The sequence below is a fragment of the Agrobacterium sp. LEGMi-208b genome, assembly GCF_059511785.1.
Map to the genome: position 1 here is coordinate 119908 of NZ_JCALIC010000003.1, position 24309 is coordinate 144216.

Here is a 24309-nt window from a genome sequence, read left to right on the forward strand (position 1 = left end):
CGATTGCCTAACGGCGCTCCCACACCTTTAGATATGGCAAGACGTCCATTTCAGCGACGGCCTCTGCAGCTTCCTCGCACGACATATACGCAGGTGTTTTCGCAATTCGCGGCCGGAATACCTGCAACTGCGATTTTGCTCGTTCGTATTCTTCATTTGTCAGATTACTCCCAATAGTCGCGTCCACAAGTGAGTAATAGTCGTCGCATCGATCTTCAACTGCGAGAACACCGGCTTCAAATCGAGCGAAGCGATCAACTGCGTCAGCATACGCAACTAAGGGGACCGCGGTCATTACAACTGAAATGACAAGTTTTTGGATTTTTGTCATTGAGTTGCCTCTCGAGTAACATTCGCGGCGAACCTGCTGCTGATGTGATCTTGGTTGTATTCGGATACGTGCCGCAGCTGCATTTGCCTCAAGAGGGCTGCCCGGTTTTTAAGGCTGCTTTCCAAAATAGCTATTTCGCTTGCCAGATGGGGTCCGCGATAAACGATGGAGGTTTCATGACGAGCATAGTCGCCCGATCGATGGGCGCTGCACCAGTTGAACGATCCGACCGCAAGGAGCGCATCATCGACCCAAAGCAGTTTGCTGTGTAATTGTTCTACGGGGCGAACAGCAACTCCAAAACTGGAGAGAAGATTGTCTGCCTCTTCGAATAAATCTGCATTGCTGGCTTTCCCCCGGGTAAGAACCGGATCCGCATAGACGCTCATCTGAACGCCGCGGGCTTGAGCCGCGCGGATCGCGGAGATCAGACCGACTTGCTCCATCGTTCCGATTTTGATCCATGGCGACACAATCGCGACGCGCTGTTTTGCCTCTGACAGCGCGCGAAGCATAAAGGCGTCATGCTCAGCGGAGTCCCGCAGCATTTCAACTGCAAGCGAACCCTTGGAAAGATCGATGCGAGCTTGTTGCTCGAACACGATCTCGTTTTCGGGGTGCTCAAACAGAAAGCGGGCAAGAAGTGAGCGGGGCGTAGCTGGTGCGGCGGCCGCAAAGACATCCATGTCGCCAAAAACGAGGAACGCGTCCTTGGCGCGTGACACCGCGACATTCAACATACTGGGAGACTGGTCGATAAATCCGCCGTCCGCATGCTTCGTATAGACCGGGGAAAAAATAACGATCTGCCGCTCGGCACCCTGAAGGGCATGGACGGTCCCGACGGTGATTCCGGTTTCCTTGCTTACGTCGATCCCAAACTCCCGGCAGACGGCGCGGACTTCAGAAACCTGCCGGCCGAAGGGTGTTACCACGCCAATAATGTCACCTAATGGCTTTTTGTAGCGTTTCTCCAGACTTTCGGCATTGGCTTTTATCCATGCGGCAATCATGCGTGCTTCGAGCAGGTTGTAGCGGCTGCCGCCGGCTGCCTGGGCAATTCCGTCGACATGCAGATAGCCCATCGGAGGAATGTCCATATCGACGGATGGACCACGTTTTGGCTGAAGTGTTCCCTGGTAACAAAGCTCATTGCAAAACCGAATAATGTCGTCGTAGCAACGGCGGTGTTCGAAAAGATAAAGCCCGCGTTCGAGGTTTTCGTAGGGATGGAAGCGGCAGGCCGATTGAGCCAGGCGCATCACGCTGCCGGTTCTTGATGTCATGCCAACGGCTTCCAAGTTCTCCAGGGCTTCTCCCGCGCGCCCATGAGGTATCAGTCCTGCCTCGGCGAGATTGCCTGCGTCGACAGTCGCGGTCAGCGATGTGATCGGTTCGATTTGCTGCGTATCTCCAATGACCAACGCCCTCTTGGCCAAAGAGAACGACGGACCGGCAACTTCGGGCAGTACCTGTCCTGCCTCATCGACAATCAGAAGATCGATGTAGTTGTAGAGGTATTCAGTCTGGTAGCTGCGTCCAACCTTGTCGCGGCAAGTCATCTTGCCGGGCAGGGTGGCAAATGTCGAAACTGCGCAGGGTGTGATCATCATGCGCATCCGCCAAAGCGCCTCAACCATATCGCGGTCGCTTTCACCTCTTTTATCCTTGCGGACCTTCTCCAGCGCGGGAAGGACCTTTTCCAATTCAAGAAGCCAGCGACCCTCCCAGTAATGCGTCGCCAGTAGAAACATCGAAAAGCGGATGGTCACATCGGCGTGGCGGTCGAAGTCCAGAATATCAGGATCCGCTTTCTTGCCGCCGATACCACTATATATTGCCTGGAACGCACTGATGTGGTCCCGCAAATTCGTTATTTCGCGTTGCGACTGGTGATAGGTTTCAGCAGCTTGACGCGCCGCGTTCTGCTTATTGGTGACGAAGGCTTTGAGATTTGCTTCGATGTGTTCAAGCCGTGTCTCGTCGAGCAAAGTCCCGTCAACGCCCAATTCGCGCAAGAAAACTCTGGCGCGGATAACGCGCTTTTGCGCAACAAAAGGAAGGAAGCTGAGCGCGGAGGTGAGCCATGGTTCTTTGGCCAGCCAAATATCCCAGAGCTTTAACAATTCGCTTGCCGCCGCCGCAATGGTTTCGCTCTCTACCTTCCCCGCCAACAGCCGCTGAATGGCATTGTCGGGATCGACGCCAAGCGTTTGGCGGAGCTTGGCGCGTGCATTTACAAGATTGCGCCAGGTTTCATCAGCGTCGAGGAGCTTCCGGCTGTAATGCTCGATGTTTGCGCGTAGCTGCTTGACCACTGTTTCAACGGTCGGTTGTTTCAAGTGCGGAAATCCGAGTTTTGCGGCGTTTAGATAAGCAGTCCTTGCTTTTGAGAGGAATGGCGCTGTTTCTCTCTGCCTGAAAAATGTATCGGTCTGGTACTTTCGCGTTGCTTCATTTTCTTTTGAGAAGGATGCAAGGAAAAAGCCAAAGCTGAAGAATTCCGGCAGCCATCGTCCTCCAAAAACTCCATCTCCTTTCGCAAAATCTTTCGCGAATGCATCAATGATGTTGGTGACAGCTTGATTGTTCGTTGAAGCCGCGATGATGAGCGGCGGATTGCCACCGGCAAGTGCTGCCTTTATCCACTCTCCCGCAATTGCCGACAGCAACATGGTCGTCTTTCCGGTTCCGGGAGGTCCGTTCACGGCAAGGATTTCACCGGTTCCGGCTTGAGCAAGATGCGCCAGTACTTCCCTCTGCTGGTCGGCGACTGGAAACGTCTGATTGGAGTGACCCAGTCGATCGTGAAGAATGAAGGGCAGTCCGATGGTGGGCTCGATCTCCCGGATTTTCGTCCTTGCAAAATTGGCGAGCAAAGGTGCGTCCGGCCGTTCTTTGATCAGAGTATCGCTTAGCGCGAGTATCTGGCGAACGGTCTGTGAGGTATTGGTTGCCAGACAGATCAGACCAGAGTCGATAGTCGTGTATTCTTCGTCACCGTGGGGCCAGCTTGCTCCAACCTCTTCCAACATCTTTTTCCAATAGGCCTGGTATGCAGACCACATGGCGGGGTCTGCAGGATTGGCTTCAAATGGCCTCATGGTAAGAAAGCGGTCGAAGTCGCGCATGTTTCCGATGGAAAATCCACCACCAAGAAGAGGGTCAAGGATATCGCGAGCGATCCGGGTGTGGCCGGGTATGATGCGGCCTTTTCGATCGACCGCCGCGTCAGTCAGAATAGGGGCAACCTCAGCTGGCAATCCGTCGTTCTTGACTGCGCCACGATCAAGCATCCTGCGAACGTGCAGTGGCCTGTACAGCACTTCGACCTGTTTGAGGGTATCCGGTTTATCTTTGAAAAGCGCGTTGATCGTTTCCTGAGACAGTCGTCCGGTTTGCGCTTCCTCAGACGTGACCGTTTGAAACTCTTTGCTTGCCTTCGTTGTCAAGCAAGCATCCCGCGATGCACTGTCGGCCACTGCGGCGCGCCAGTATTTCAGAACGGACAGATTGGCTTTCATGTTGTTGCCTCAAGCAGATGCACTTTGTTCTCGCTGGAGCCCAGCCGCGTAGTCGTAGTGCGCACCTTTGCAATTTACGCGTTAACACTTTGTGTTATGCTCGCTAAAAGCTGGCTGACCAAGCCGAAAACGGCTTCCGCCTCCCAGCAAGTGCGGCATCGGTTGGCCGCTATCGCAATTTGGATATTATAAACTGACAGTATGCTCGCGGCCCGCCAATCGGTGTAACCGGTGTTCTGGCCCCACGTTGTCCGCTGTGCCTAATCTGTTATCGAGTTTCCATGGATGAGCAAAGGGGAGATTCTCCTTGGAGACCACGTTGGAGGTTCTCACCACGCGGCGGGGCCGACCTGAGGCTCATCGCCAATGGCCGGACGAGGTTAAGGTACGGGGGTGTGTCGGAGAGTTTGCAGCCGGGTGTGACGGTGAACGAAGTAGCGGAACGTTGCGGGCTGAAGGCCAATCATCTGGCGTCATGGCGAACACTGGCGCGACAGGGCAAGCTGGTTCTGGCCGAGCCGGAAGATTCGGCCGAGTTCGCCGCCGTAGTCATCGAGACGCCTGCGCCGGAGCCACCGACGGTCAAAGCAGCCTCCCGCGCCGAGATCGTCGTCGGTCTAGTCACCATCCGTCTTGAGGAAGGTACGTCTGCCGCCCGGATCGCCGCCATCGCGCGTGCCCTGGCGGTGGCGTATGATCTTCCCGTCGAACCGCGTGCGGATCATTGTGGCGACCAAACCCGTGGACTTCCAGATCGATGAGCTTTTGCCGTGGAATTCTCCTGCCCTTTGCGTCCAACTCGCCACTTCCTAGAGGGTGGTTCTTGAAGTAAAACACGTTGATGAAAAACGAATTGGTTCATGAAATCTGGCTCGATCCTGAGCCAGATGGTCAACTGCTCCCCGGTCTTTGTCTGGCTGGTCCCATGGGAGACAATTTTAGAGCGCTCCTCAATGAGGGGGCCGTGAAGGCAGGCGAAATAACCGGGCACAGCTATTTCGATGTCATGACGAAATACTGGAAGCTTCAGAGCTGGGGCGAGTACCAGACGGAGCACCGACAGGATCACGAGCCATATCCGGACGAGTGGGTTCGAATCCAACGCCCTTTTATCGACAGTATGTGAATTGCAGATTGACTGCGATGACCACTCAGTCGCTTGGCGCTGAACACCACTGATCTTACAGGTGAGCACCGTACTTTTGGTCAAGTGTGATCGACACATCGCTTACCAATCGGTGATACTATCAAGCCAAGTTCCTGATGAGCTTACGGGTCTCACGCTGAGGGAATTTGTGAATAACAGCGCAGGGAGCAGGCTTTGCTCCTGAAACAGACGGTAGCACCTCAACCAACTCACCGGCCGAGGCTGACGCCAATCCTGGCCGACAGCAGGCGCTCGGAAACTTCGTCCATACGGAAAACCCGATCGCCCTCACCGCCGCTGATAGGGACAGTGAGGCAAAGTGCCTCCGGCCTAGTGGCCGATTTTCGTGGGGTGTTGCTACTGTATGAATATTCCATTAGGCCTTGACTTCAGCCAGAACTAGTGTGGACTGTTGCATAGTATTGCTGTGCCCTGAGTCCCCGTCATAAGGTACGCGCAGGCTTATTTTCGTAGATCAAGGAAGGAGAGCATTCATGGCACTTAAACCAGGACCAAAGCCGATAGCGAAATCCACAGGGAAACCGGATCAGCGCCGCCGCGATAACAAAAGCACACCAGGGAATACACCGTCCCTCAAACCTAGCAAGTCCACCAAATAAGGCACCTCAGAGAGGTGCTCTCGCTGATTTGCACTTCTACCGCAGTATTCGATTGAACCTGCGCGAAATGCCGCGCGGACTGCGTGCCTGTCGGATGTAATGTCCAGCTTTCTCGAATTCCCCGCCGATACCGGTCAGTCCGATAACGGCCCCAGAATGGGACCTTCTTTCATCGCCGATCGACGGCCTCTTCAGGCATGGAGGGTCCGTTAAGCTATTGGATTTCGCCTCAGACCCTTTCAACTTGTTCGACCTCGAACCCTTACTCAACTCATTTCTTAGGTAAGACTTTCTGTTTCGGTTGATACAGACGCCGTTTGACGTTTGAGCGCAGAGCGTTGCGGAGATCCTTGTCCACCACCGCCAGGTCGAACCATTCCGGGTCAAAGTAGCCGCCGCACCAACGAATGGTCTCGGCATATTCTGGATCTTCCCGATCGGCGATGATCTCCAGGAACCGCTCATAACCTGACACACCACCAACATCTTCCGGCGGTCGCGCCCTTTCGCCGGCGATGCAGCTACCGTTTTTGGGTGTTGACGCGAGCGTCAGGAACTCCTCCACCACAACCGTATGCCGCCAGCCATCCCCGAAATCATAGTGGTAGCTAAAGACTGCACCTTGCTCGAAGTCCAGCAAGCGAACCTCTCTCTGATCGAAGACCCGAGGATCGTCATCGGTCGCATCCTCCATCAGGGCCTCGACGTCGCCATACCGCAGACCACCGATGCGGAATTCATAGAGATGATAGTTCCACCAGTTGAATGCGGCCTGAATTCCGAGATGCAGGTGCTCCAGGTTCCAATGGGCAGGCAGGACCAAACGGCGCCAGACGTCCGGCTCGATCTCGTCGATGGAAACTCTGATCTGCACAGCGTTTGCGGCTTTGAACATTGGAAGAATGAACAAGGTTGGGAGAAGATCGTCAAGAAGGCCGCTCGATCGTGGCACTTTTATTGGAGTTGGATCGTCCTGGCGGCGATCCGCGGCTTGTGCAGCCTTCGACGCTCACTATGTCTGAGATGACCCTGAACAGGAGCATCGCATGGATCAAATCGCGGCCGATCTGCTGTCGAAAGTCTGCATCGAAATTCTTCCGCCGGATCGCGATGAAACGTGGGCGTCGGATGCAACGACATGTCCGTGTTGTGGAAAGTTGCGCCCGGCATCCAGCATGGATGACGACGGCTGCGGGATCTGTGACGAATGCCTCGCGCCTTGACCTCCTGCAGAAAAGCACCTCCACCTGTCCTGGCGACGTTCGAAGAAGCGCTTGCGAAATTGCCGGAAGGCTATGTTGACGGAAATTTTGGTAATCGATCATGGGGCGTGACCGTCAAGCGGTCGGAGGATGGCAAACGAACCTGGCTTTATGGCGAGGAGCTTGGCGGAACCGATATCGTCAGCTTTAACTTCTATCAATCGATTGGGTCGGGGCCGATGCTGATGCCGTGCGAAATGTCCTCTGCGACGGTGGTCGAATTCGTTCTCGGCTTCGAGCCGAGTACGGAGAAAGCTGCGCCAAGGCAGCGCGGCTGGATGCCGCGCGCCACTCGCTGAAATCCAATCCTCATGATACTCCTCTTGCCTCAAAAAATGGGGAAGAAGGCGTCTACAAATCTCGGGGCTATTCAGGCCGTCATCGCAAGACGGCCTTCACCGTCTTGCAATTACCCACATCTGAGTGTCGTTGCCATTTCGGTTCCGAGGCGAATGTCTGTCAGCCGACTGAGGCCGCGCCAGACGACCGTATTTCCCGGTGGCGGATCTGATGTTCTTGCAAGATAACCACCCAAACGAGCGAGTTTGGTGAGATAAAAGTTCAGCGATCCCGGCGTCGCTTGCCGGTTGCCTGCGTTGCTGACCATTTGATCGAGAATTTCAATTTCCTGTTCGGTGAGAGCCACGGTTGGCGGTGTTTCGGGCGCAGTGCGCGCGAGCATTGTCAACCAAAGCACTCTCCAGCTCATGATGCAGAACACAGCGACGAGGTTTGCCAGTCGATCGGCTGTTCGTAATCTTGCATCTTCAGCCCGGCAACCGGACTTGAGGATCTTATGGAAGACTTCAATCTTCCAGCGCATTGCATACCATTTGATTTTTTCGATTGCGTCCTCGCAGCTATTCACCTCCAGATCGGTCAGTAGCTTCCACTCGATGCCCTTGCGGCTGGCCGGGGGGTTGGGCTCCACTGCATGGATGACGGTCAGGTCTAAAGCAGGATATCGTTTCTTCTTGCCGATGGGCGGCAGCACCCGGATCCGTTTGAATCGGATATCCAGGTGGACTTTGGTGACCTCGTCGGTATCGGCGCGAACTTCGATGAGATGCCGGCCAACATTTTCAACATCGCGCATTTCAGCCGATATCGTGTGATCCCCGTTGCCAGCTAGCCGGTCCACGATGGTGCGCACGATGAAGTGCGTGCCAAGCTCCTTGGTCAGGCAGTAGAGTTCGTAGATATCACTTTCGCGATCGCCTACATGAATGCATCGGTCCGGTTGACCGAGAAGCCCGACGGATTGGCGCAGATTTTCAAGCCAACGGATGCTTTCCTTGGTTTCGATCGGAACACGTGTCGGATTGATCTTGCGTTTGAGCTGAGCCGTGCCCTTGAATTTGTCGCGGCTCCAGAACTTGACGGCCGCCAACCCTAAGGGTAGCCCATCCAAGGTTACCGCAAGGCTCGAATGCATCAATATCCCGCAGACCGTATGGTGGCGCAGTCGCTCCTGTTTGTCGCGGCCACTGTTGACGCTCTTCGTAAAGCCGACGGCATGCGGATTGCGGCGTTGATAGGTAAACTCGGTCGTATCCTGCAGCACCAAGATCGGACCATTGGATGCGTCGTAGCGTTGAGCGGTCGCGGCGAAATGCCCGTTGAGGATATCACCTTCCTCAACGTTCGGATTGGAGAAAAACCGATAAGCGGCTTTTGTGTTGGCCCAGTCCTGGCAGGCGAAAGGAATGGAGCCGCCCATATGCTCTCCAAGCTGTCGTAAAAGTTCTGTGCAACGTCGGCCAAGACGAGCATCCTTGAAAGACCCCGCGTCTATTTCCTGCTTGCTCCAATGGCCGTCACTATCAGCCATCACATCGTCTCGAACCGACATAAAGCACCGCCTTAAAAGAATCAGGTGCTCGACACAGAATCACAAGTGATTCTTTCGATTCAAGATTTCGGCGAAAGCTTTTCGTAAACGAGTCCGTTACTTATGGGTAATTGCAAGCTTCACCGTGGGCTTACGACCTCAATGAGGTCGAGACGTTCCTCTTCGAACTTTTCAAAATTCCAGATCATCGCAGGCGGGCTCCCGGTTGGACTTTGCCTGAAACGTAGCATGAGCGGATCGGTTCAAACCGTTAGCATTTAGCGTAAATTTTATCTAAACTTTTATCTAAACTTTGCGGCCTGCTGCGGCTTCCGTGGACACCGAGTTATTCCTTATGACATGTTCCAGCTGTGAAAATCTTGACGAGGTCGTGCGCATCAGGACGCCGTATGAGCTGTTTTCGGTAGTCAGAACAGTGCGGCAGGCGTTAGCTGATGGTGATATCGAGGGAATTGACGCTGGTCCTATGGAGGGTAGGACAGCGTTTTGCGATTTGACCGCTAACGGCCCGCTCGACGATCTTTTACTTTATCGGTTTCGGTGCGCCGAATGCTCGCAAAATTTCGAGTTAAGCGCAGAAACGTATCACGGAAGCGGTGGATCTTGGCGCAAATCTACGCCCATTGAATCTGCATGATTGACGCCGCGCCAATCGGTTGATTCAACGCTGCCTTTTGGAGGCAGGTTTGAGCCGGGGTGATCTCACCGAAGCAGAGTGGCGGATTTTGAGGGTTTTGCTGCCAATCGAACCTAAGAACCGTAGTCGAGGCAGGCGTCCCGAGCAGAACCGAGCTATCATTAACGGAATCCTTTGGCGGCTCCGATGCGGAGCGCCTTGGCGCGACGTTCCGACCAAGTATGGGAATTGGAACACCGTCTATCGTCGGTTCGGAGGTGGAGCGAAGCCGGAGTCTGGGAGACCGTGGCGGTAACGCTGGCCGAGGTCATGGCAGACAGCGGCCACTACAGCATCGACAGCACCACAGTCCGCGCCCACGTCTCGGCAGCGGGCGGAAAGGGGGACTCATCGACGCGCTCTTGGCCGCTCGCGGGGCGGGTTCACCAGTAAGCTTCACTGCCTGGCTGATGCCCTTGGACGACCGCTCGCCTTCCATCTGACATTTGGCGAAGCAGCAGACAGCAAGGCCTATGAGGAACTGATTGACCTGCCCGAGCGCACGCCGAATGCTTTGCTTGCCGATAGGGGCTATGATGCAGACGCCATCCGCGCCAACCTTGCGCAACGGAAGATCGAGGCTGTCATACCCGGCCGATCAAACCGCCGCGTGAAATCGAACATGATCGGAAGCTTTACAGGCAGCGCAACCGCATCGAGCGCATGTTCGGCCATCTCAAAATCAACCGTGCCATCGCTACCCGCTATGACCAACTGGCAAACAGCTTCCTCGGCATGGTGCATATCGCCACAGCCAGATACTGGCTCAAATTTGTTCACGTCGCCTGGGTTGATGGCCCGAAGCGAAGAGCGTTCTCTCAGAAAGCACTGACGTTGTTCGCTAGATAGAGCACGTTGATCAAACGCGCATCACGGCTCATGGACAGGCTCTTCGACGAAGGGTAGATTAATTTGGTATCCGCTCACAATGGTCGCAAAGTCTGCTCACCTCTCAGCAGAGATCGGCGATCCTCGCTCGAGGTCAGATGGTAACCGCGATCACCAGCATGCGTCAAAAAACCCCCACGAGATCGGCGATCCTCGGAATATTTCTTTCTGGATTCGCGTCAGCAGCAATTGCCCCATATCAAACGCTCTTAGCACTTCAAACTTTCGGGCTTAACGTTGAAACTTACTCGCTCCTGCTCGCTATCAATTCAGGCGTCGCCGTATTAGTCGCAATCTCTATCGGATCTTTGACTGATAGGTATTCGCAACATCGTGTGACTTTCCTCAGATTGAGTGCGGCATTGGGCGCGGCGGCCTTTCTCCTCATCTTCCTTTCTCGATCGGACTACTTCTTTGCTGTCGCGTTCATCCTGATCCTTCCAATTCCGGCGACCCTACCTGGACAGAACTTTGCAATTCTACGCGAGCAGATATTGAGCCTCGCAGCAGAACGACGTCCGTTCCTCCTTGCAACTGGCCGGGCGTCGTCTTCGTTAGCATGGACGATGGCGCCTGCTTTAACGGCTTTCCTCTTATGGCAGGGCACGACATTGGTGTCGCTCACTCTCGTCTCCGCAGCGTGTTATGGAATTTTGCTCTTTCTCATATCGGGCTCCGCAAACCCAATCCGTAGCGATCGGTATGGTGACGGAACAACAATCAAAGGGTTACTATCTCGGACCACAATCGCGCCCCTATTGGCAGCAGGTCTTCTGGACGGCTGCCTCAAACTTTATGGGTTGATTTTTCCACTTCTTATAACGGAAACCTACGCACAAAGCGTGGGCATGCTCGGATTAGCTAGCGGTGGTATCGCACTTTTGGAAATTCCGATGATTTTCGGATGGGCCGTCCTTTTGAAGCGCCTGACCAACCGAAGAGTGTTAACGATCGCAGCGCTCATCGAGGCGATCCACCTGCTTCTGGTTCCATTGATCAACTCTCCAATTCTCTACTATTTATGGCTATCCACCCATGTGATCGCGGCTTCGGCAATCCTGAGTGTAAGCATAGGCTACGTTCAGGAGATTGTGCGTGGACCCGGCCTCGGAAGTTCTCTTATTACAGTAACAGGGTTTCTGGGATCCATGATTGCGGCGACACTATTCGCTTACACTATGTCAGTTGTGGACCTGCACCAGATACCACTCGTCGCCGGCGTCTTATGTCTTGTTGGGGCAGCGATGGTCTCCGTTAATTGGACAGATTTTTTCAAATCTGTGGCCGCGTCGGAGTCAAGCAAAAGTCCACCACAACTTGAGGCAGATAACATCGAGACGCGCGAGGGTATTTGATCGCGCTCTTCATGCGGGAGATCAACTCCCCGACGGCGTGTCTACGTATATTTACTTATTTTACTATTTTCAGCTGATTTTGTTCATAAATTTCGTGAGTATATTCTTGATATTTATCGGAATTTGCTGTTTTGTTTTGCTAGTAGATGGCTGGCTGCATCGAAATTTATCCTCTTAGGCGCGCGGTGCTAGATAGGACTGAGTGTGGCCTTGAGCCACCGGACCAGCACAATTTCGCCTTAGGGCAAGAACTGGAGTTCGTGATGAAAGCTTCGGAGAGGGACGTGTCTTATCCTGATAGTTTCTATGAAGCTCACCGTGACGGAATGACTCGCTCAGCGAAGGTGGTGCTTTCGGTTTTGTATGAGATCTTCAAACCTGAGTCGGTGATCGATATCGGATGTGGTCGAGGTGCGTGGCTCCGCGAGGCTGGCTCTCTTGGTTCAAAGATTCTGCAAGGGGTTGAAGGTGCCTGGATCGGAAAAGAAGACCTTCTCTCGCCTGAGATTGATTTGCAGACGGAGGACCTTGAAAACCCAAGTATAGCCGTTTCGATGCGATACGATTTGTGTTTGTCCCTAGAGGTTGCTGAGCACCTACGTCCGTCGTCTGCAGAAACCTTCGTGGAGCTTTTGTGTCGAGCGTCGGATGTCGTGCTTTTTAGCGCGGCGATCCCGTTCCAAGGTGGAACAAACCATCTGAACGAGCGGTGGCAGAGCTATTGGGCGGAGCTGTTTCGCACGACGGGCTACGAGTGCTACGACGTCATAAGGCCGAAAATCTGGACAAACAATGCTGTGGAGTGGTGGTACCGGCAAAACATTTTGTTGTTTGCCAGGGAAGGAAGTCCGGTGAGTTTCCGATTTCATGCCGAAGATCGCGCGGGCGCGTTTTATGATCTTGTTCATCCCGCTAATTTTGTAAAAAACATCCAATATATTAACAGCACCGAGGCGGAACTGCGGGCGCAGATTGCTCAACTAGAATTCAAATTGCGCAACTTCGACTGATGCTTAGCGGCGGGATTTTGGGGTCGATCCTTGCCCCAAGGACTTAAAAGAGCATGGCAACAAACGTTTCGTATTCACTTGTTCCCTCGATTTCTCGCGAATTGGTTCCGGGATTGACCCGCCCCACTTTCGAGCACAATCGAATTCAGGATTTTTGCTTGACCTCAAGTACTGTTGAGGTCCTACAACCGTAAGATCGTGGTGTTACAGGTATGACGAGGTCCGATGATGGTGATGATGTTCAGGTACTCGACCAAGAAGTTCCCGCTTAGATTTGCGGTGGCGATGGCGATCGGAATATACGTGGTGGCGGTCGCAGTCGCGATATGTATCTTCGCGATCATTGGTACGTTTCTCGGAAAAGCATTTGTTCTTTCAGAGCTTGCGACGGTATGTGTGGTCGGTGTGCCTGCAGGCTTTTCCTCCGTAGCGCTGAGCTCTCACCCCCTTGTACGTCGCCGGATCGCCGTTAGTTCGGTCCCTGCCGTGGTCTTTGCTATTGTCTACTGGATTGCATCAACATCGAAACCTGATCTTTGGCTTTCGAATTTTATCGCGAGCTTCGGTATCGGCGGTGGGGCGGCAGTGCTATACGCTTTGCTATTCCTAAACCCGCCCGTCATTCCGCGGGTGAAGTGAATGTTGCGGATTGCGCGTCCAAAATAAGAGGCAGTCGCCCCTCATATTCTGCGGCATTCAATTACCTTGTCGGTCATCATAGACATGCAAACGGACGTTTCGAAAGCTGGGATTGATCTGAATCGTGACGGCCTTCATGAATTCCCGGCGTGGCATCATCACGGCAATATTGTAGTCAGGAAACCTCTCCCCCGCCTCGATAACCTGAGACAGGGATGGATTGAAGAGCACGTGGCTTTCTTTGCTGGTTGGAATGCCGAAAGCTTGGGTGCGAGCGGCGAATTCCATGGCCAAGACGCAGCGCGTCCAGTCTTTCGAGGAACTGCGAGGATCGAAATAATCTTTTACAATGTGCTGGAGCCTTACGGCGAAGCACGGATGCTTATTCTCAAATACGAGCAGATTGGACGACCAGCGTTCAAAGCGGCTCTGCTTGTCCAGTGTCTCGTGGTGTTGATGGTATGCCGCAATGGCAGGATTGAAAACGAGCTTGGAACCAGTGGAGACGAGCCTAAAGGCAAATTCGCAATCTTCCAATCCCCAGCCGGTGAAATCCTCATCAAAGCCACCGACACGCATCAGCGTTTCGCGTCGCACAGCAACGTTATGCCCGTAACATAGGTGCCAACCCATTCTTATCGAACTCATATTGCAGGAAAGTAGGTCAAACACCCGGAAGCGTTCGTCGGGCCGAGAAGGTTGGTGCCAAGGTGCGTCTCCAGAGACATCGGCAGAGTCCGTCAGGAAATTACGTTCTCCAAATTGAATGATATCGTCCGGGTACTCATCAAATGGCAAGCAACTGTTTTCCACGAAATCCGGCTTCGTCACCTGGTCACAATCGAGAAATATGATGATCCGTCCGGATGACCGTCTCCAACCGGTATTTCTTGCCGCGCTGATGCCCCGTCTTTCTTGGCTGACGAAGACAAAATGAGGCTCCGAGTATTGCGTCATCAACATCGCGTCCGGTTGTTCGATACTGCCGTCATCGATGACAATGACTTCAAAGCGACGGGATGTGACTTGTTTTTCAAGCGAGGCGAGCGTTGCGCCCAGAGCCGATTGGCGGTCACGATGTGGAATGATGACGCTACAGTCCATAATGTTCCTCTGTCATTGGAGGGGTGCCAGTTTTCTTGAGTTGTTTGATGAGAATACTCGCCGCATGTTATGCGTTCTCGGTGGAAAAGGGGCCGGGTCCACTGTTTCCACTGGAGCGATGGTCTGCATGTCGCCAAATCACGCTCGGAGAAATCACATCACCATTCAGGCGTGTGCGGTAGCGGAATACGGTCTGTTGCATCTCCTGAAGCAAATCGTCCGCTAGCGTGTGTGGGCGAAGTCCGAGGTCTCTAAACCGGTTGGATGCGACCGCAAATCGGTGATCTTCCACTTCCCCGCGGGGGTTGGGTATGGTGCCGATTTCGGCTCCGGTAAACCGCGCGACAGTTTCTGCAACGGCGCTGACGGAAAGCGTCTCTGCCGTTTGATGATAGACTTGTACCCCTGGTGAGTTGCGGCGTGTGGCAGTGAGCGCGGTTTCGATGCATTTGACGGTGTCAGAAATGTGGATAAAGGCCCTGGTTTGTTTTCCCTTTCCGTAGACGCTAAGCGGGAGGCCGAGACTTCCCTGCACCATAAAGCGGTTAACGACGGTTCCGTAATATTCGTCATAGTCGAAGCGGTTGACGAAATTTTCGTGCATCTGCGTTTCGGCCGTTTGCGTTCCCCATACGATGCCTTGGTAAAGATCAACCACGTCGAGGCCGAACATAGATTGATAATAATCGAGCAAGACGCCAATCTGAGCCTTTGACGCATGATAGAGAGAGCCGGGGTTGACCGGGAATCGCGCTCGGACGCGAGCGGGGCGCTCGTTGCCTGCGACATAGCGAAAGTCGACGAGGCCTTCTGGGATAACGCCCGGATGATCGCTGTAACCGTAAACGCCGATCGACCCTAGGTGAACGAGCCGTACGCCCCAAAACTCGGATGCGAGCAAATGCAAAACATTCTGAATGGCGAGTATGTTGTTGAAGATTGTGTAGTAACCATTTACTTGGTCCCCCATTGAATACGGGGCTGACCGCTGTGCGGCGAGATGAACGATCGCATCCGGTTCGAATTGCCGGAGTGCAGACCTCAGCCCATCGAAGTTCTCCGCGATATTCAGTGACTGGAATTGTAGGTTTCCCGCGAATTCCGTGTTCCAGGTTATAACGCGGTGCTCAAGGCTAGCGATAGGCGTAAGCGACTGCGCTGCGAGATCGTCGGCAATTCGCCGACGCGAGCCATCATCGATGATGAGGACCTCATGTCCTCTGTTGGCAAGATGCAGCGACGTTGGCCAGCCGCAGAACCCATCGCCGCCTGTAACTACAACCTTCATTTTGATCTCCTTCAAACGTCAATTGCGGATGGCCGCTCGGGGAGAGATATTGAGTGTATGAGCTCCTGATCCGGATTTTCTCGCTTGCTATAATTATTTTGCCAGGGACCACCGTTCCGGGCCCAAGCATGGATCTCCGGCGCCCGCTCGTGAAACAGGTGCAGGAAGACACCCCGATGGCGAATGACAGGAACGAGGCCGGCGACCTTGTTGTAGAAATCACGATCTTCGCCGCCCCATCCTGCGAAGCCTTCGTTGAACCCGCCGACACGCTCGAAGATTTCGCTTGTTACCCAAATGCAGCCGCCTGGCGAGTTTTTCGTAAGATAACCTGTAAGTGGGCCCGTGCCTTTCACGCCTTGTGAACGAAGGCGGGAAGAACCGAGAATGTCGATAAAGAACATGTCGCGGAAAGGCATGGACGCACAGTCGCCGCGTAGAAGCGAACCGGTAATGCAAATGTCTATGAAAAACCGATCGAGATAGGCGTCGCTGTCTAGGACGCAAAGCAATTGCGGCTTGGTAGGGAGTGAACGATATCCAAGGTTGATGGCGGCCGACTTATTGAAAGGTCCAGAGTCTTTCTGGAACCGATAGATGGCGCCGCTCGCCGTAACCTCGCCCTCATATCGACTGATGGTGTCTGACTCGACGACCGCCACCGTCAGGTTGGTAAATCGCTCTCTGGCTTCTGCCAGTCGTTGGAGGGCAAGCCGGAGATTTTCTAGGCGCCCATCTGACGCTGCTGTTGCACGAAAGGGAATTATTATCGCGATAGACACCGACGTATCCGAGAATTCGCTCAGTTCCTGGTCAGCGCGGTCGAACGACTGTCGGCAAAAAAGTTGCGTCGATTTTTCGGCGACCTCCGCGGCGACCTCCGTGATAGAAGCGCTCCGCTGAGATTCTGGAGCGGACAGAAAGGCGACGATCGGACCTCTTACCAGCGAGTACAACATCTCATAGTCGACCGGTCCACCTCGGTTAAATTGGAACCTAATATGCTCGGGAACCTCGTAACTGTGATGCAGAGCGGAGAATGCTTTGGCGTGGATTTCCCGATTTTCCAGCCAGCGTTTCGGATTTATGAACTTTGGATAGGGATCTGCGTGGGTGATCGTGGAACTGATCAGCGCCCGCTCAGTATCAAATTCGCACTCAACATTTTGCGCAAACATATCAATGATCCTCGTTGCGTTCGTCATCAAAAACCGATTGCGGTATGGGTGCCTCAGTGCTTTGGCGCCTTGCACCTCGTCGGGGATTAACTGAATCACTTCCCTTCAGTGCTGATGGTCAAATAAAGTGGCCCTTCCATCGGCTAATTCGGTTGTACTGGCAGTACATCCGAGCGAGTACTGCGCCGCGAAGATCTTCTTTGTACGCAAAAGGCCTAGTTACAGTCCGTCTGCCCTCACGACGCCAAGTGCGCTTCACCAAAGTGCGATGGCGTAAGAAACATTCCGGTTCGGCTAACAGTCCAGTTAGTAATGGGCATAGTTCGCGAAAACGAGTGCGGTATCTCGCATGAAGGATGCACCATCGACTTCCGCACATCGACGGATACGATCCGTATCTTCGGCCAATAACCCGCAACCACGGTCTTCGAGATGCTTTATCCAATAATTCGGCGGCTGTAGATTGACATGGTGGTGACCGCGCTGGCCAGGCAGTGCGTGAGTCATGACTATGATTTTCCCACAGCACAGGCTGGAGAGGACATTGTCGAGATGCTCTTCATCAATGTGCTCAACGACCTCCTGGCACAAAACGAGATCAACGTTGCAATGAACGGCGGATTTCGTGAGATCGTGCATGAGGGTAGGGTAAACTGCGTTCCTGACGTTCTCGCCAAGGCCGTCCACTGCGATAACGCTCACGCCCTGCCTGTAGAGAAAGTCTGCCGCATAGCCGGTGCCGCTCCCTACGTCCAAGGCGGTTCGGACAGCAAAGCGGGATACGACGTACCGCAATACAGACGGGCAGTATGTAAAGGGATCGCCGTACTTGATATTTCCGCCAAGGTGCTTGTGATCCGCTGATAGCGTCGGTACGAGACCGCGATAGTTATTCTTTCGGTTCGATGCGGTTGTCTGTTCCATATTCATCTGTCCCTCCAGGCCTTGGGCGTGCCAACCAGGCAACGGTAACGCAGTCAAAACTCAGGGATTGATGGCACCCGGCTTAACAGCCACTTTGGTGCTCACCATCCAGCGGCCTCAAGAAAGGTTTCATTGAAGACCTGCGGATACATTCCTGCAAGCATCATGCCGTTGAGCCGGAGGTTATAGGGTGTCATCGAGATCAGACTCGATTCCCTGTTCCTAAACTTGCGATGAAAATATTTCTTATTTTCAACATCCGATCGGTCGGACTGTTCATTGTCCTTTTCTTGCGGGTAATGGACCGCTGTTGCCGCTCGGCGGAAGCAAAACCGGTTTCCGGCAACAAAAAGACGATAGCCCAAGTCGAGATCTTCAAAACCCCAGGCTCTGTAGTTGGGATCAAACATTCCAACTTTCATGAGGGCGGAACGTTTTGCGGAAATATTGCAGCCCCAAAAAGCGACCCAAGGTGCAGGCTGTACCGCAAGATCCTCTCCATAAATTGCGTAGAATTTCTCGTCCCGGATATCGTGACCTGACCTCACTGTTTCCAACCGCAGGATGGTCGCGGTAACATCATCGGGATCAACGAGATGCTCGAAATCGGCATAGTCCTCCATCTGTCCGCGGAAGCCATAGGTGTAGCCGACGACTGCAGCATCGGACCGAAGGTCCTCGTTGTGACAATTGACGTGCTCATCAACGAAACGAGAGGATGGCAGGACGCCGGCGTCAGTGAATATGCAGATGTCTCCGTTGGCAGCGATGATCCCGGTATTGCGCGCCTCCGCAAGGCGAAAGCCGATATCCTCCTGAAAATGATATTGTAAACAAAGCGCACCGGTGTGTCGCGCCACGATCGCCTGTGTGTCGTCGGATGACCCGTCATCGACGACGATGACTTCAAATGCGTGACGAGTCACTTGCCTCTCAAGGCTCTGCAATGTCCAGTCCAATAACTGCGCCCTGTTATAGGTCGGAACTATAACGGACGCTTCAAAACGATCATCCATGCGCATTCTGCTCTCCGATTCAGTTCAAATGGATCTTGTGGTGACTGTGCCAGGGCAAAGAAGCGCGCCGATTATTTCCCGCTGTCTGGTTAAGTAGTCCTCTGTGTCGTGTGTTCGTGCTGTGGCGCTTTCGCTCCCCGCCCGGAGGGCGTCGAGAATTGCGCCGGCAGACAGATTGCGTAGCACAACGGAATTCTCCATTCCGTCGAACGTTCTTATGAACGGTTCGATAGGACTGAAGAGGATTCTCACTTTGTTGGCGCAGAAGACTTTTGCCTCACACGCAACGATTCCAAATGCCTCAAATCTCGAAGCCAGAATGACATACCTAAGGTTACGGCTTGACAGGACAGCATAGGGCGCGTCCGGATCAAATTCCCACCCGATCGTGACTCGGTCTTTCGGTAGCACCTCCGCCAACGCCTTGACACGATTGAGATAGTCTGGCTCGGCGGTCGCGTCCGGCATCAGTAGTGCCAGGTGGTACTCATCAAAGTCCGGGTCGGTGAGGAATGTTGCAGCTGCCTCGAGAATGAGATCGAATCCCTTTTGTGGCTTGCAGCGCCCCCAAGAGAATATGAGGGGACTAGCTGTCGGCAGTAGGTCGATAAAATCTGATCGGCTACCGAATTTTTTCTGATAGCGCGAGGAATTCAGGTCGAGCACGTGTTCGAAGGCCAACATATCGACTTGAGACACACCATATTGCTCGCGAAGTACTGTTTGGAAAAACCCGCTGACGTACCCCACCCGACCGTGCAGCGAAGTGTGTATTTGTATGGCGTGCCTTTCGAATTCGTACCTGTCCGTATCAATGTCAAATATCGAGCCCAGGCTGTGTGGGACCCAAACACAGGAGAGGCGTTCAGGAGATTTCAAATATTTCATCGTCGCCGCAAAGGGCGTGTCGTGAAGGACCGCGACCACTCGATCGTATCGCTCGCAAAGCTCATCCAGCTTCTTTGCTGCTTCGCGGCTCAAGAAAGACCATTGCTGAAGAACGGAGTTCATCGAAGTGCCGAACCACATGCTGGTCCACTCGCGTGCGTCCGACAACGTGGGGAGGCAGACGATGCCTCCGCCTGTCTCGGCGCATTTCTGCTTTGTTATTGCCAATAGGTCCTCGCGCAGCCCAGTTGCCCCTTCGAGCATTTTAGGAAAAAAACAATGCAGAGAGACCGAAACTTGAGTGCCCGACACTTCTGCTTCGACCGCCTCCGAGAAGTGTTCAATGAATGAGTTGACGACGACACCGACACCGGTCTCCATGCTTTCCATTCCGTCGATTGCGCACACAACGATCGCAACTTTCTCCACCGGCGCCTCCTGATGGTTATCTATTTTTCGCCGACGATCATCGTGTAGCGAGCCAGTGCCCCGATCGTCGTTGCGGTCGTTTGCAGGCCTACCCCACGCAGCAACTCAACAATTGAATCAGTGGGATGAAGTTTGCCGTGACGCGTATTCAGCATCATGTGAAGTGAAAAGCCTGCTGCACTGGGAGGCGCCGTCCCGGTGGGATCAAGCGTCATCGTCAGAATGATAAGTTTGCCGCCCGGGCGGAGTAGCGAGACCACGCCCTCAATGATCACCTGGATTTCGGCGTAGGTGAAATAGTGCAAGCAGTCGTTTAGCATGCACAGATCACACTGCTCATCCGTCCGCCAATCAGTTTTACGTATGTCAATTTCGCGGAAACTGAGGCGGGACTCCAGGGCACCCGAGCGGAACTGTTGCTCTGCAACTTCTCTTGTCGTCGCCAGATCCCAGACCTCACCGGTAACGTTCGGGTATTGTTTGGCTATTTCCGCTAGATAGGCACCATGTCCACCGCATATATCGAGTACTCGTCCGGCACCTGCAAACAGGCCGCTCTCCAACAACTGGGCAATGTTATCCTTTGCGAGCCGTATCATCGCCTGATTGAATGCAGCGTTGGCCTTGCTGTCACTGGCCAGCCGATTCTCCTGCTGATGCACGGTGGAATGCTGTGTGACAAGAGACTGCCCTATCATTGACCAAAGGGACCATTGTAGCCGTTGATGATCGATAATGGGACCAACGAACTCTGTGGATGTGGAGCGAAGGAATGAGCCAGACGAGAGCGTATTCTGGAACCTCTCACCAGCCTTGCGAAGCAATCCCAAAGCGGTCAACGCGTTAAGGACGATTTCGCTTTTCTCCGGCAGCCAACCGCGGCGTGCTGCAAGTTCGGCAGCGCTGGTCTGATCAACAAGGTCATCGAAAAGCCGTTCGGCGACGGCGAAATGTAGAAGCGCTGAATCATGAAACTGGTCGCCCATCCTGAAAATGGAGCCTACCGTCATTTCTGGAATTGCGTCGCTCATTTTCTTCCTCGTCGTTCCTGTTTGTTTGGGTTATGCCGATCACTGCACACACTCGGACCAAGTCCTGAAAGTAGTCGGAGGAAGCCGCGCTTGGCGATCAGCAGGCATGCCAGGTGCCAAGTAGGATCACCGGCCAGGGCACGCTCGTGCCAGATCCGCTGCTTTCATAGTTCGTTGGAGGGACGCATGCGTCGGCTCAACAGCAAGACATGCCTCAGTTGCTTGCCAAAAGCTGAGAGGCATATCGAAACGCAATCTGCGCTGTATTTTTGGCGCGAAGCTTCTTCATGGCATTGTATCGATGGACCTCAATGGTTCTCTTACTGACCGCGAGATCCACAGCTGCTTCCTTGGCAGACCGCCCCTGTACGATCAGCCGAAGCACGTCTTTTTCTCTTTTCGTGAGGGTCGCAAGCTCGTTTGCAACACTCATTGAAGACATATCAGTGGGTGCTGGTTCCATCTCTTCAAGCTCTCCGCTGGATTTTGGGCGGATCTGAAGAATCTTCAAAGACATCGCCTCGAATCCCCGATCTTTCCCGAATGGAACGGATCGAGTCGGCAGACACGTCAAAGACGCCGGCAACGGTAGGTAAGCCGTCGTACTCGTAAGGCGATCCCAAGCGATCGAACCGACATCCCGCCCTGCGGAGAATACGCTCAAGGAACAAATCATAAACCGACACGATGTTCAGAACACCCGCACCAAGCGCAATTTCAAACAGGCCTGTCAACAGCTCGCCGGTGGTATAGTTTAGTCCGTGGTCAGTGTGGGCAGTGACGGCTTTGGTGTCGACACAAAATCGGGAGCTCTCCCAGATCAACGGATGGCGAATGAGAGGTGTCCTGCTCATTGTCTCGGGAAAAACGTCCGAGAGCATGTGAGGACCTGTTGTGGGGAGGAGCCTGAGCGATGCGAGAAGTTGCCCCTGCTGGCTCACCGACAGAACGTAAAGCGGATTTAGCTTGTCAAAGCGATCAATTTCTTTCCCGGCGTTGACGACGACAGACCAGCCTCTCCTGTCGAGAAACGATCGGGCTCGAAGTCGATAGAGCTGGTCAAGCAATTCCTTATTTGTTTGCGCGAGCTGGTCGGCATAATCGAAAATAATCATCAAACCGCTCCTCCAAGACGGTCGCAACATATTCATGCATGTCGTGTTGATAAATACTCGATTAGTTGAGTATTGACTTCATAATATGCCCCGGCGCACGGCAACAGCAACCGCCTGAGTTTTGTTGGACGAGGATAGTTTTGAGATCGCATTTCGGAGATAGAAGTTTGCCGTGTTCTCGGTCAAGCCCATGATCTTTGCGCTTTCCCAAGCGGACTTGCCTTCTGAGGCCCACTTCAAAACATCCGTTTCGCGCTTTGATAACTGAGGCGCTTGAATCTCCATTGCACCGCACAAGGCCAGAACCTCGAGGTGAAAAAAGTAAGCAAACATGGCGATTTCGCCAAATCTCAGGGATTTGAATTGTTCCCAGTCGCGGGAAGAGAGATCGCTATTGATCGAAAACATTGCCTTTTCGCCGTAGGCGCCACGAATGGGAAAGGAGAGGCCTTGGTGGCTAACCCCGAATTCCTTTGCCTCTCCAAAAAATCGCTTTATTGCGGCCCCTGTGTATGGCCGTGAACTCCAATCGAATGGGAGAATGCCAGTCAGGCCTTGTATAATTGCAGGATCAATTCGGAAATATTCCCTGCCGAGGTAATGACTCGCCCATTCTGCCGAGTAGGTGGCTATGGCGAGTGGAGCGGCGTCCTCCGCAAAAGGAAGCGAGATTGCGAGGTACGCCAGGTTGGTTATGCCTGCAATGCCCACAAAGGACCTGAGGTAACGTCTGGCATCCTCGAGCGTCTCGAAAGCCGGTGGATTTCTATCGAACATAGCAGGCCTCCCGCCTGATATTCAACCTATGCGAGATAAATGGATCACGATTGCATAAAGAGGTCAATGTTAGTTGTGTTCACAATTTTGGGTTGGCCTCCACGACGTCATGATGTGATCGTTTCTGCCAGCCGAAAACCCATTACGTAAAACGAACGGTCAAGCGGACCGCCATGTCGGCGTCGACAACGGGCCATGTCTCGAAACCGCGTAAATGATCCACCCCTCGCGACCCGATACTTATCGCCCAGAAACGAGACGAGATCGTCACGGACGAACTCGCCACCGGGATAAGGCATATAACAATCACTGACATATTCTTCGACCGTCCCCGCCATATCAAAAACACCGAAAGGAGACGCGCCTTTTGCAAAAGAACCAACGGCCACGGATCGAAAGAGACCGAGCTCAAGGGTGTTGGCAGCTTCGGTGTCGAATTCGTCGCCCCATGGGTATTCAAGACCAGTTGAGCCGGCGGCGGCGTACTCCCATTCGAATTCGGTCGGGAGCCTGAAGAGGCGACCGGTTTTTTCGGACAGCCATCTGCAATATCGGTCGGCTGCTTCCGGCCTAACGGAATAGACGGGATGATTGCTCCTTTCTAAGGGAAAATAACCAAACGGCCAGGATGTAGGTGGCGTTTCCCTGGGGTTTTCGACCAAGAAGCGGCGATATTCGATGTTGGTGACCGGATATTTGCCGATTCTGAAAGCCTCGAGATTGATCTCAAACGACGGTGTCTCTTTGATCAACCACTCTTCTTTCAATCCCAGATCCGGATGTCGCGCACAAATCGCACCTACCTCAGTGGGTGAGGTTCCTATCTTGACCTGCGCCCGCGGCACTTCAGCCATGCAAGGAGCCGTTGCAGCCAGACGATGGTCTCCCATCAACCCCAGCAAAATCCCTGCAGCCAGACGATCGGCCAGTGATGCCCACGCCGATTCCACCACGGCCGCGAGTTCTTCGTTGCCGCTGCCCTTCAAAGCGAAGATATTACCCTTGATCGAGTCAAAACGACATGAACGAAAGCCTTCCGCGGTACCAAGCGCTTCCCGGTCCGACATAGCATTGATATCGGCGGCATCTCCGATGTAGCGGCTGACGCCGGGCATATTTATATCCATCTGATCTCCTCCCTGATGGCCAATGTCTCGCGATCGATCTCGCCTGCAGTGCAGGCAGTTTGAAAAAACGTCATCCGCTTCCTGTAAGGTATCGCTCAGAGCAATCCGGACCTGACGCTGCCCAATTG

The 24309-nt window shown here is 53.7% G+C and carries 22 protein-coding genes and 1 pseudogene; 8 read left to right on the forward strand and 15 right to left on the reverse strand.

Features of this window, described 5'->3' with window-relative positions; genetic code table 11:
- Positions 1-7 precede the first annotated feature (7 nt).
- Positions 8-331, reverse strand: coding sequence for a hypothetical protein (locus tag AC5YUO_RS25960; RefSeq protein WP_496156663.1), 324 nt, complete (start codon positions 329-331; stop codon positions 8-10).
- Entirely contained in the window at positions 328-3855 is a 3528-nt protein-coding gene (locus AC5YUO_RS25965) for an AAA domain-containing protein (protein WP_496156664.1), read from the reverse strand. Before AC5YUO_RS25965 ends, AC5YUO_RS25960 begins: the two co-directional genes overlap by 4 nt.
- A gap of 425 nt (positions 3856-4280) precedes the next feature.
- On the opposite strand from AC5YUO_RS25965, the gene AC5YUO_RS25970 reads away from it, so the two are divergent.
- Both AC5YUO_RS25970 and AC5YUO_RS25975 read left to right on the forward strand, forming a co-directional pair.
- Complete coding sequence (locus AC5YUO_RS25970; RefSeq protein WP_496156665.1) at positions 4281-4616, forward strand: hypothetical protein; 336 nt, start codon at positions 4281-4283, stop codon at positions 4614-4616.
- 80 nt (positions 4617-4696) lie between these two features.
- Positions 4697-4981 (forward strand): hypothetical protein, encoded by a 285-nt coding sequence (locus AC5YUO_RS25975; protein WP_099086639.1) that lies wholly within the window; start codon positions 4697-4699, stop codon positions 4979-4981.
- 912 nt (positions 4982-5893) lie between these two features.
- Here AC5YUO_RS25975 and AC5YUO_RS25980 read toward each other — a convergent pair.
- The gene (locus AC5YUO_RS25980) at positions 5894-6517 is read right to left on the reverse strand and encodes a plasmid pRiA4b ORF-3 family protein (protein WP_496156666.1); all 624 of its coding nucleotides are present in this window, start codon (positions 6515-6517) and stop codon (positions 5894-5896) included.
- A gap of 151 nt (positions 6518-6668) precedes the next feature.
- Between AC5YUO_RS25980 and AC5YUO_RS25985 the strand changes: the two genes are divergently transcribed.
- Positions 6669-6845, forward strand: coding sequence for a hypothetical protein (locus AC5YUO_RS25985; RefSeq protein ID WP_162993110.1), 177 nt, complete (start codon positions 6669-6671; stop codon positions 6843-6845).
- The gene (locus AC5YUO_RS25990; protein ID WP_121593410.1) at positions 6830-7183 is read left to right on the forward strand and encodes a hypothetical protein; all 354 of its coding nucleotides are present in this window, start codon (positions 6830-6832) and stop codon (positions 7181-7183) included. The genes AC5YUO_RS25985 and AC5YUO_RS25990 overlap by 16 nt, the downstream gene beginning before the upstream one ends.
- 110 nt (positions 7184-7293) lie before the next feature.
- Here the strand turns inward: AC5YUO_RS25990 and AC5YUO_RS25995 are convergent, their stop codons facing one another.
- Entirely contained in the window at positions 7294-8715 is a 1422-nt protein-coding gene (locus tag AC5YUO_RS25995) for an IS4 family transposase (protein WP_496156667.1), read from the reverse strand.
- 707 nt (positions 8716-9422) lie between these two features.
- Between AC5YUO_RS25995 and AC5YUO_RS26000 the strand changes: the two are divergent.
- From AC5YUO_RS26000 to AC5YUO_RS26015, 4 genes and pseudogenes are all read left to right on the forward strand, one after another.
- Positions 9423-10198, forward strand: a pseudogene (locus tag AC5YUO_RS26000) (IS5 family transposase); the annotation flags it as partial.
- 200 nt (positions 10199-10398) lie between these two features.
- The gene (locus AC5YUO_RS26005) at positions 10399-11655 is read left to right on the forward strand and encodes an MFS transporter (RefSeq protein ID WP_496156668.1); all 1257 of its coding nucleotides are present in this window, start codon (positions 10399-10401) and stop codon (positions 11653-11655) included.
- Between the two features lie 263 nt (positions 11656-11918).
- Positions 11919-12665 carry a class I SAM-dependent methyltransferase gene (locus AC5YUO_RS26010; protein ID WP_162993111.1) on the forward strand — a complete coding sequence of 249 codons (747 nt, stop codon included), beginning with the start codon at positions 11919-11921 and terminating at the stop codon, positions 12663-12665.
- A gap of 225 nt (positions 12666-12890) precedes the next feature.
- Positions 12891-13304: a hypothetical protein gene (locus AC5YUO_RS26015; RefSeq protein ID WP_496156669.1), complete on the forward strand. Its 414-nt coding sequence runs from the start codon at positions 12891-12893 to the stop codon at positions 13302-13304.
- A gap of 57 nt (positions 13305-13361) precedes the next feature.
- Here the strand turns inward: AC5YUO_RS26015 and AC5YUO_RS26020 are convergent, their stop codons facing one another.
- The 11 genes from AC5YUO_RS26020 to AC5YUO_RS26070 all read right to left on the reverse strand — a co-directional run bounded on the left by AC5YUO_RS26020 (position 13362) and on the right by AC5YUO_RS26070 (position 24181).
- Positions 13362-14408, reverse strand: a complete 1047-nt coding sequence (locus AC5YUO_RS26020) for a glycosyltransferase family 2 protein (RefSeq protein WP_496156670.1) — start codon at positions 14406-14408, stop codon at positions 13362-13364.
- 67 nt (positions 14409-14475) lie between these two features.
- The gene (locus AC5YUO_RS26025; RefSeq protein WP_209159724.1) at positions 14476-15696 is read right to left on the reverse strand and encodes an NAD-dependent epimerase/dehydratase family protein; all 1221 of its coding nucleotides are present in this window, start codon (positions 15694-15696) and stop codon (positions 14476-14478) included.
- 11 nt (positions 15697-15707) lie between these two features.
- Entirely contained in the window at positions 15708-16115 is a 408-nt protein-coding gene (locus tag AC5YUO_RS26030; protein ID WP_410489582.1) for a galactosyltransferase-related protein, read from the reverse strand.
- Positions 16116-17180: 1065 nt separating this feature from the next.
- Complete coding sequence (locus AC5YUO_RS26035; protein ID WP_112403193.1) at positions 17181-17804, reverse strand: class I SAM-dependent methyltransferase; 624 nt, start codon at positions 17802-17804, stop codon at positions 17181-17183.
- Between the two features lie 95 nt (positions 17805-17899).
- A complete protein-coding gene (locus tag AC5YUO_RS26040) occupies positions 17900-18820 on the reverse strand; it encodes a glycosyltransferase (RefSeq protein WP_121593424.1) in 921 nt (306 codons plus the stop codon).
- Between the two features lie 18 nt (positions 18821-18838).
- Positions 18839-20131, reverse strand: a complete 1293-nt coding sequence (locus AC5YUO_RS26045; protein ID WP_496156671.1) for a glycosyltransferase — start codon at positions 20129-20131, stop codon at positions 18839-18841.
- Positions 20132-20151: 20 nt separating this feature from the next.
- Positions 20152-21162: a methyltransferase gene (locus tag AC5YUO_RS26050; protein WP_496156672.1), complete on the reverse strand. Its 1011-nt coding sequence runs from the start codon at positions 21160-21162 to the stop codon at positions 20152-20154.
- A gap of 214 nt (positions 21163-21376) precedes the next feature.
- Positions 21377-21625: a LuxR C-terminal-related transcriptional regulator gene (locus AC5YUO_RS26055; protein ID WP_179171775.1), complete on the reverse strand. Its 249-nt coding sequence runs from the start codon at positions 21623-21625 to the stop codon at positions 21377-21379.
- A gap of 4 nt (positions 21626-21629) precedes the next feature.
- Positions 21630-22277, reverse strand: coding sequence for an acyl-homoserine-lactone synthase (locus AC5YUO_RS26060; protein WP_496156673.1), 648 nt, complete (start codon positions 22275-22277; stop codon positions 21630-21632).
- A gap of 78 nt (positions 22278-22355) precedes the next feature.
- Complete coding sequence (locus tag AC5YUO_RS26065; protein ID WP_121593434.1) at positions 22356-23054, reverse strand: LuxR family transcriptional regulator; 699 nt, start codon at positions 23052-23054, stop codon at positions 22356-22358.
- 107 nt (positions 23055-23161) lie between these two features.
- Complete coding sequence (locus AC5YUO_RS26070) at positions 23162-24181, reverse strand: formylglycine-generating enzyme family protein (protein WP_496156674.1); 1020 nt, start codon at positions 24179-24181, stop codon at positions 23162-23164.
- Positions 24182-24309: the final 128 nt, after the last annotated feature.

Bases quoted from the DNA above. Each gene is read 5' to 3' on its own strand.
- AC5YUO_RS25965 (WP_496156664.1), bottom strand. From the start codon at position 3,855: ATGAAAGCCAATCTGTCCGTTCTGAAATACTGGCGCGCCGCAGTGGCC.
- AC5YUO_RS26050 (WP_496156672.1), bottom strand. From the start codon at position 21,162: ATGAGCGACGCAATTCCAGAAATGACGGTAGGCTCCATTTTCAGGATG.
- AC5YUO_RS25975 (WP_099086639.1), top strand. From the start codon at position 4,697: ATGAAAAACGAATTGGTTCATGAAATCTGGCTCGATCCTGAGCCAGAT.
- AC5YUO_RS26040 (WP_121593424.1), bottom strand. From the start codon at position 18,820: ATGCGCATGGATGATCGTTTTGAAGCGTCCGTTATAGTTCCGACCTAT.
- AC5YUO_RS26005 (WP_496156668.1), top strand. From the start codon at position 10,399: ATGGTAACCGCGATCACCAGCATGCGTCAAAAAACCCCCACGAGATCG.
- AC5YUO_RS26010 (WP_162993111.1), top strand. From the start codon at position 11,919: ATGAAAGCTTCGGAGAGGGACGTGTCTTATCCTGATAGTTTCTATGAA.
- AC5YUO_RS26015 (WP_496156669.1), top strand. From the start codon at position 12,891: ATGATGGTGATGATGTTCAGGTACTCGACCAAGAAGTTCCCGCTTAGA.
- AC5YUO_RS25995 (WP_496156667.1), bottom strand. From the start codon at position 8,715: ATGGCTGATAGTGACGGCCATTGGAGCAAGCAGGAAATAGACGCGGGG.
- AC5YUO_RS25980 (WP_496156666.1), bottom strand. From the start codon at position 6,517: ATGTTCAAAGCCGCAAACGCTGTGCAGATCAGAGTTTCCATCGACGAG.
- AC5YUO_RS26025 (WP_209159724.1), bottom strand. From the start codon at position 15,696: ATGAAGGTTGTAGTTACAGGCGGCGATGGGTTCTGCGGCTGGCCAACG.
- AC5YUO_RS26035 (WP_112403193.1), bottom strand. From the start codon at position 17,804: ATGAATATGGAACAGACAACCGCATCGAACCGAAAGAATAACTATCGC.
- AC5YUO_RS26055 (WP_179171775.1), bottom strand. From the start codon at position 21,625: ATGGAACCAGCACCCACTGATATGTCTTCAATGAGTGTTGCAAACGAG.
- AC5YUO_RS25985 (WP_162993110.1), top strand. From the start codon at position 6,669: ATGGATCAAATCGCGGCCGATCTGCTGTCGAAAGTCTGCATCGAAATT.
- AC5YUO_RS26060 (WP_496156673.1), bottom strand. From the start codon at position 22,277: ATGATTATTTTCGATTATGCCGACCAGCTCGCGCAAACAAATAAGGAA.
- AC5YUO_RS25990 (WP_121593410.1), top strand. From the start codon at position 6,830: ATGCCTCGCGCCTTGACCTCCTGCAGAAAAGCACCTCCACCTGTCCTG.
- AC5YUO_RS25960 (WP_496156663.1), bottom strand. From the start codon at position 331: ATGACAAAAATCCAAAAACTTGTCATTTCAGTTGTAATGACCGCGGTC.
- AC5YUO_RS26020 (WP_496156670.1), bottom strand. From the start codon at position 14,408: ATGGACTGTAGCGTCATCATTCCACATCGTGACCGCCAATCGGCTCTG.
- AC5YUO_RS26030 (WP_410489582.1), bottom strand. From the start codon at position 16,115: ATGCCTTTCCGCGACATGTTCTTTATCGACATTCTCGGTTCTTCCCGC.
- AC5YUO_RS26070 (WP_496156674.1), bottom strand. From the start codon at position 24,181: ATGGATATAAATATGCCCGGCGTCAGCCGCTACATCGGAGATGCCGCC.
- AC5YUO_RS26065 (WP_121593434.1), bottom strand. From the start codon at position 23,054: ATGTTCGATAGAAATCCACCGGCTTTCGAGACGCTCGAGGATGCCAGA.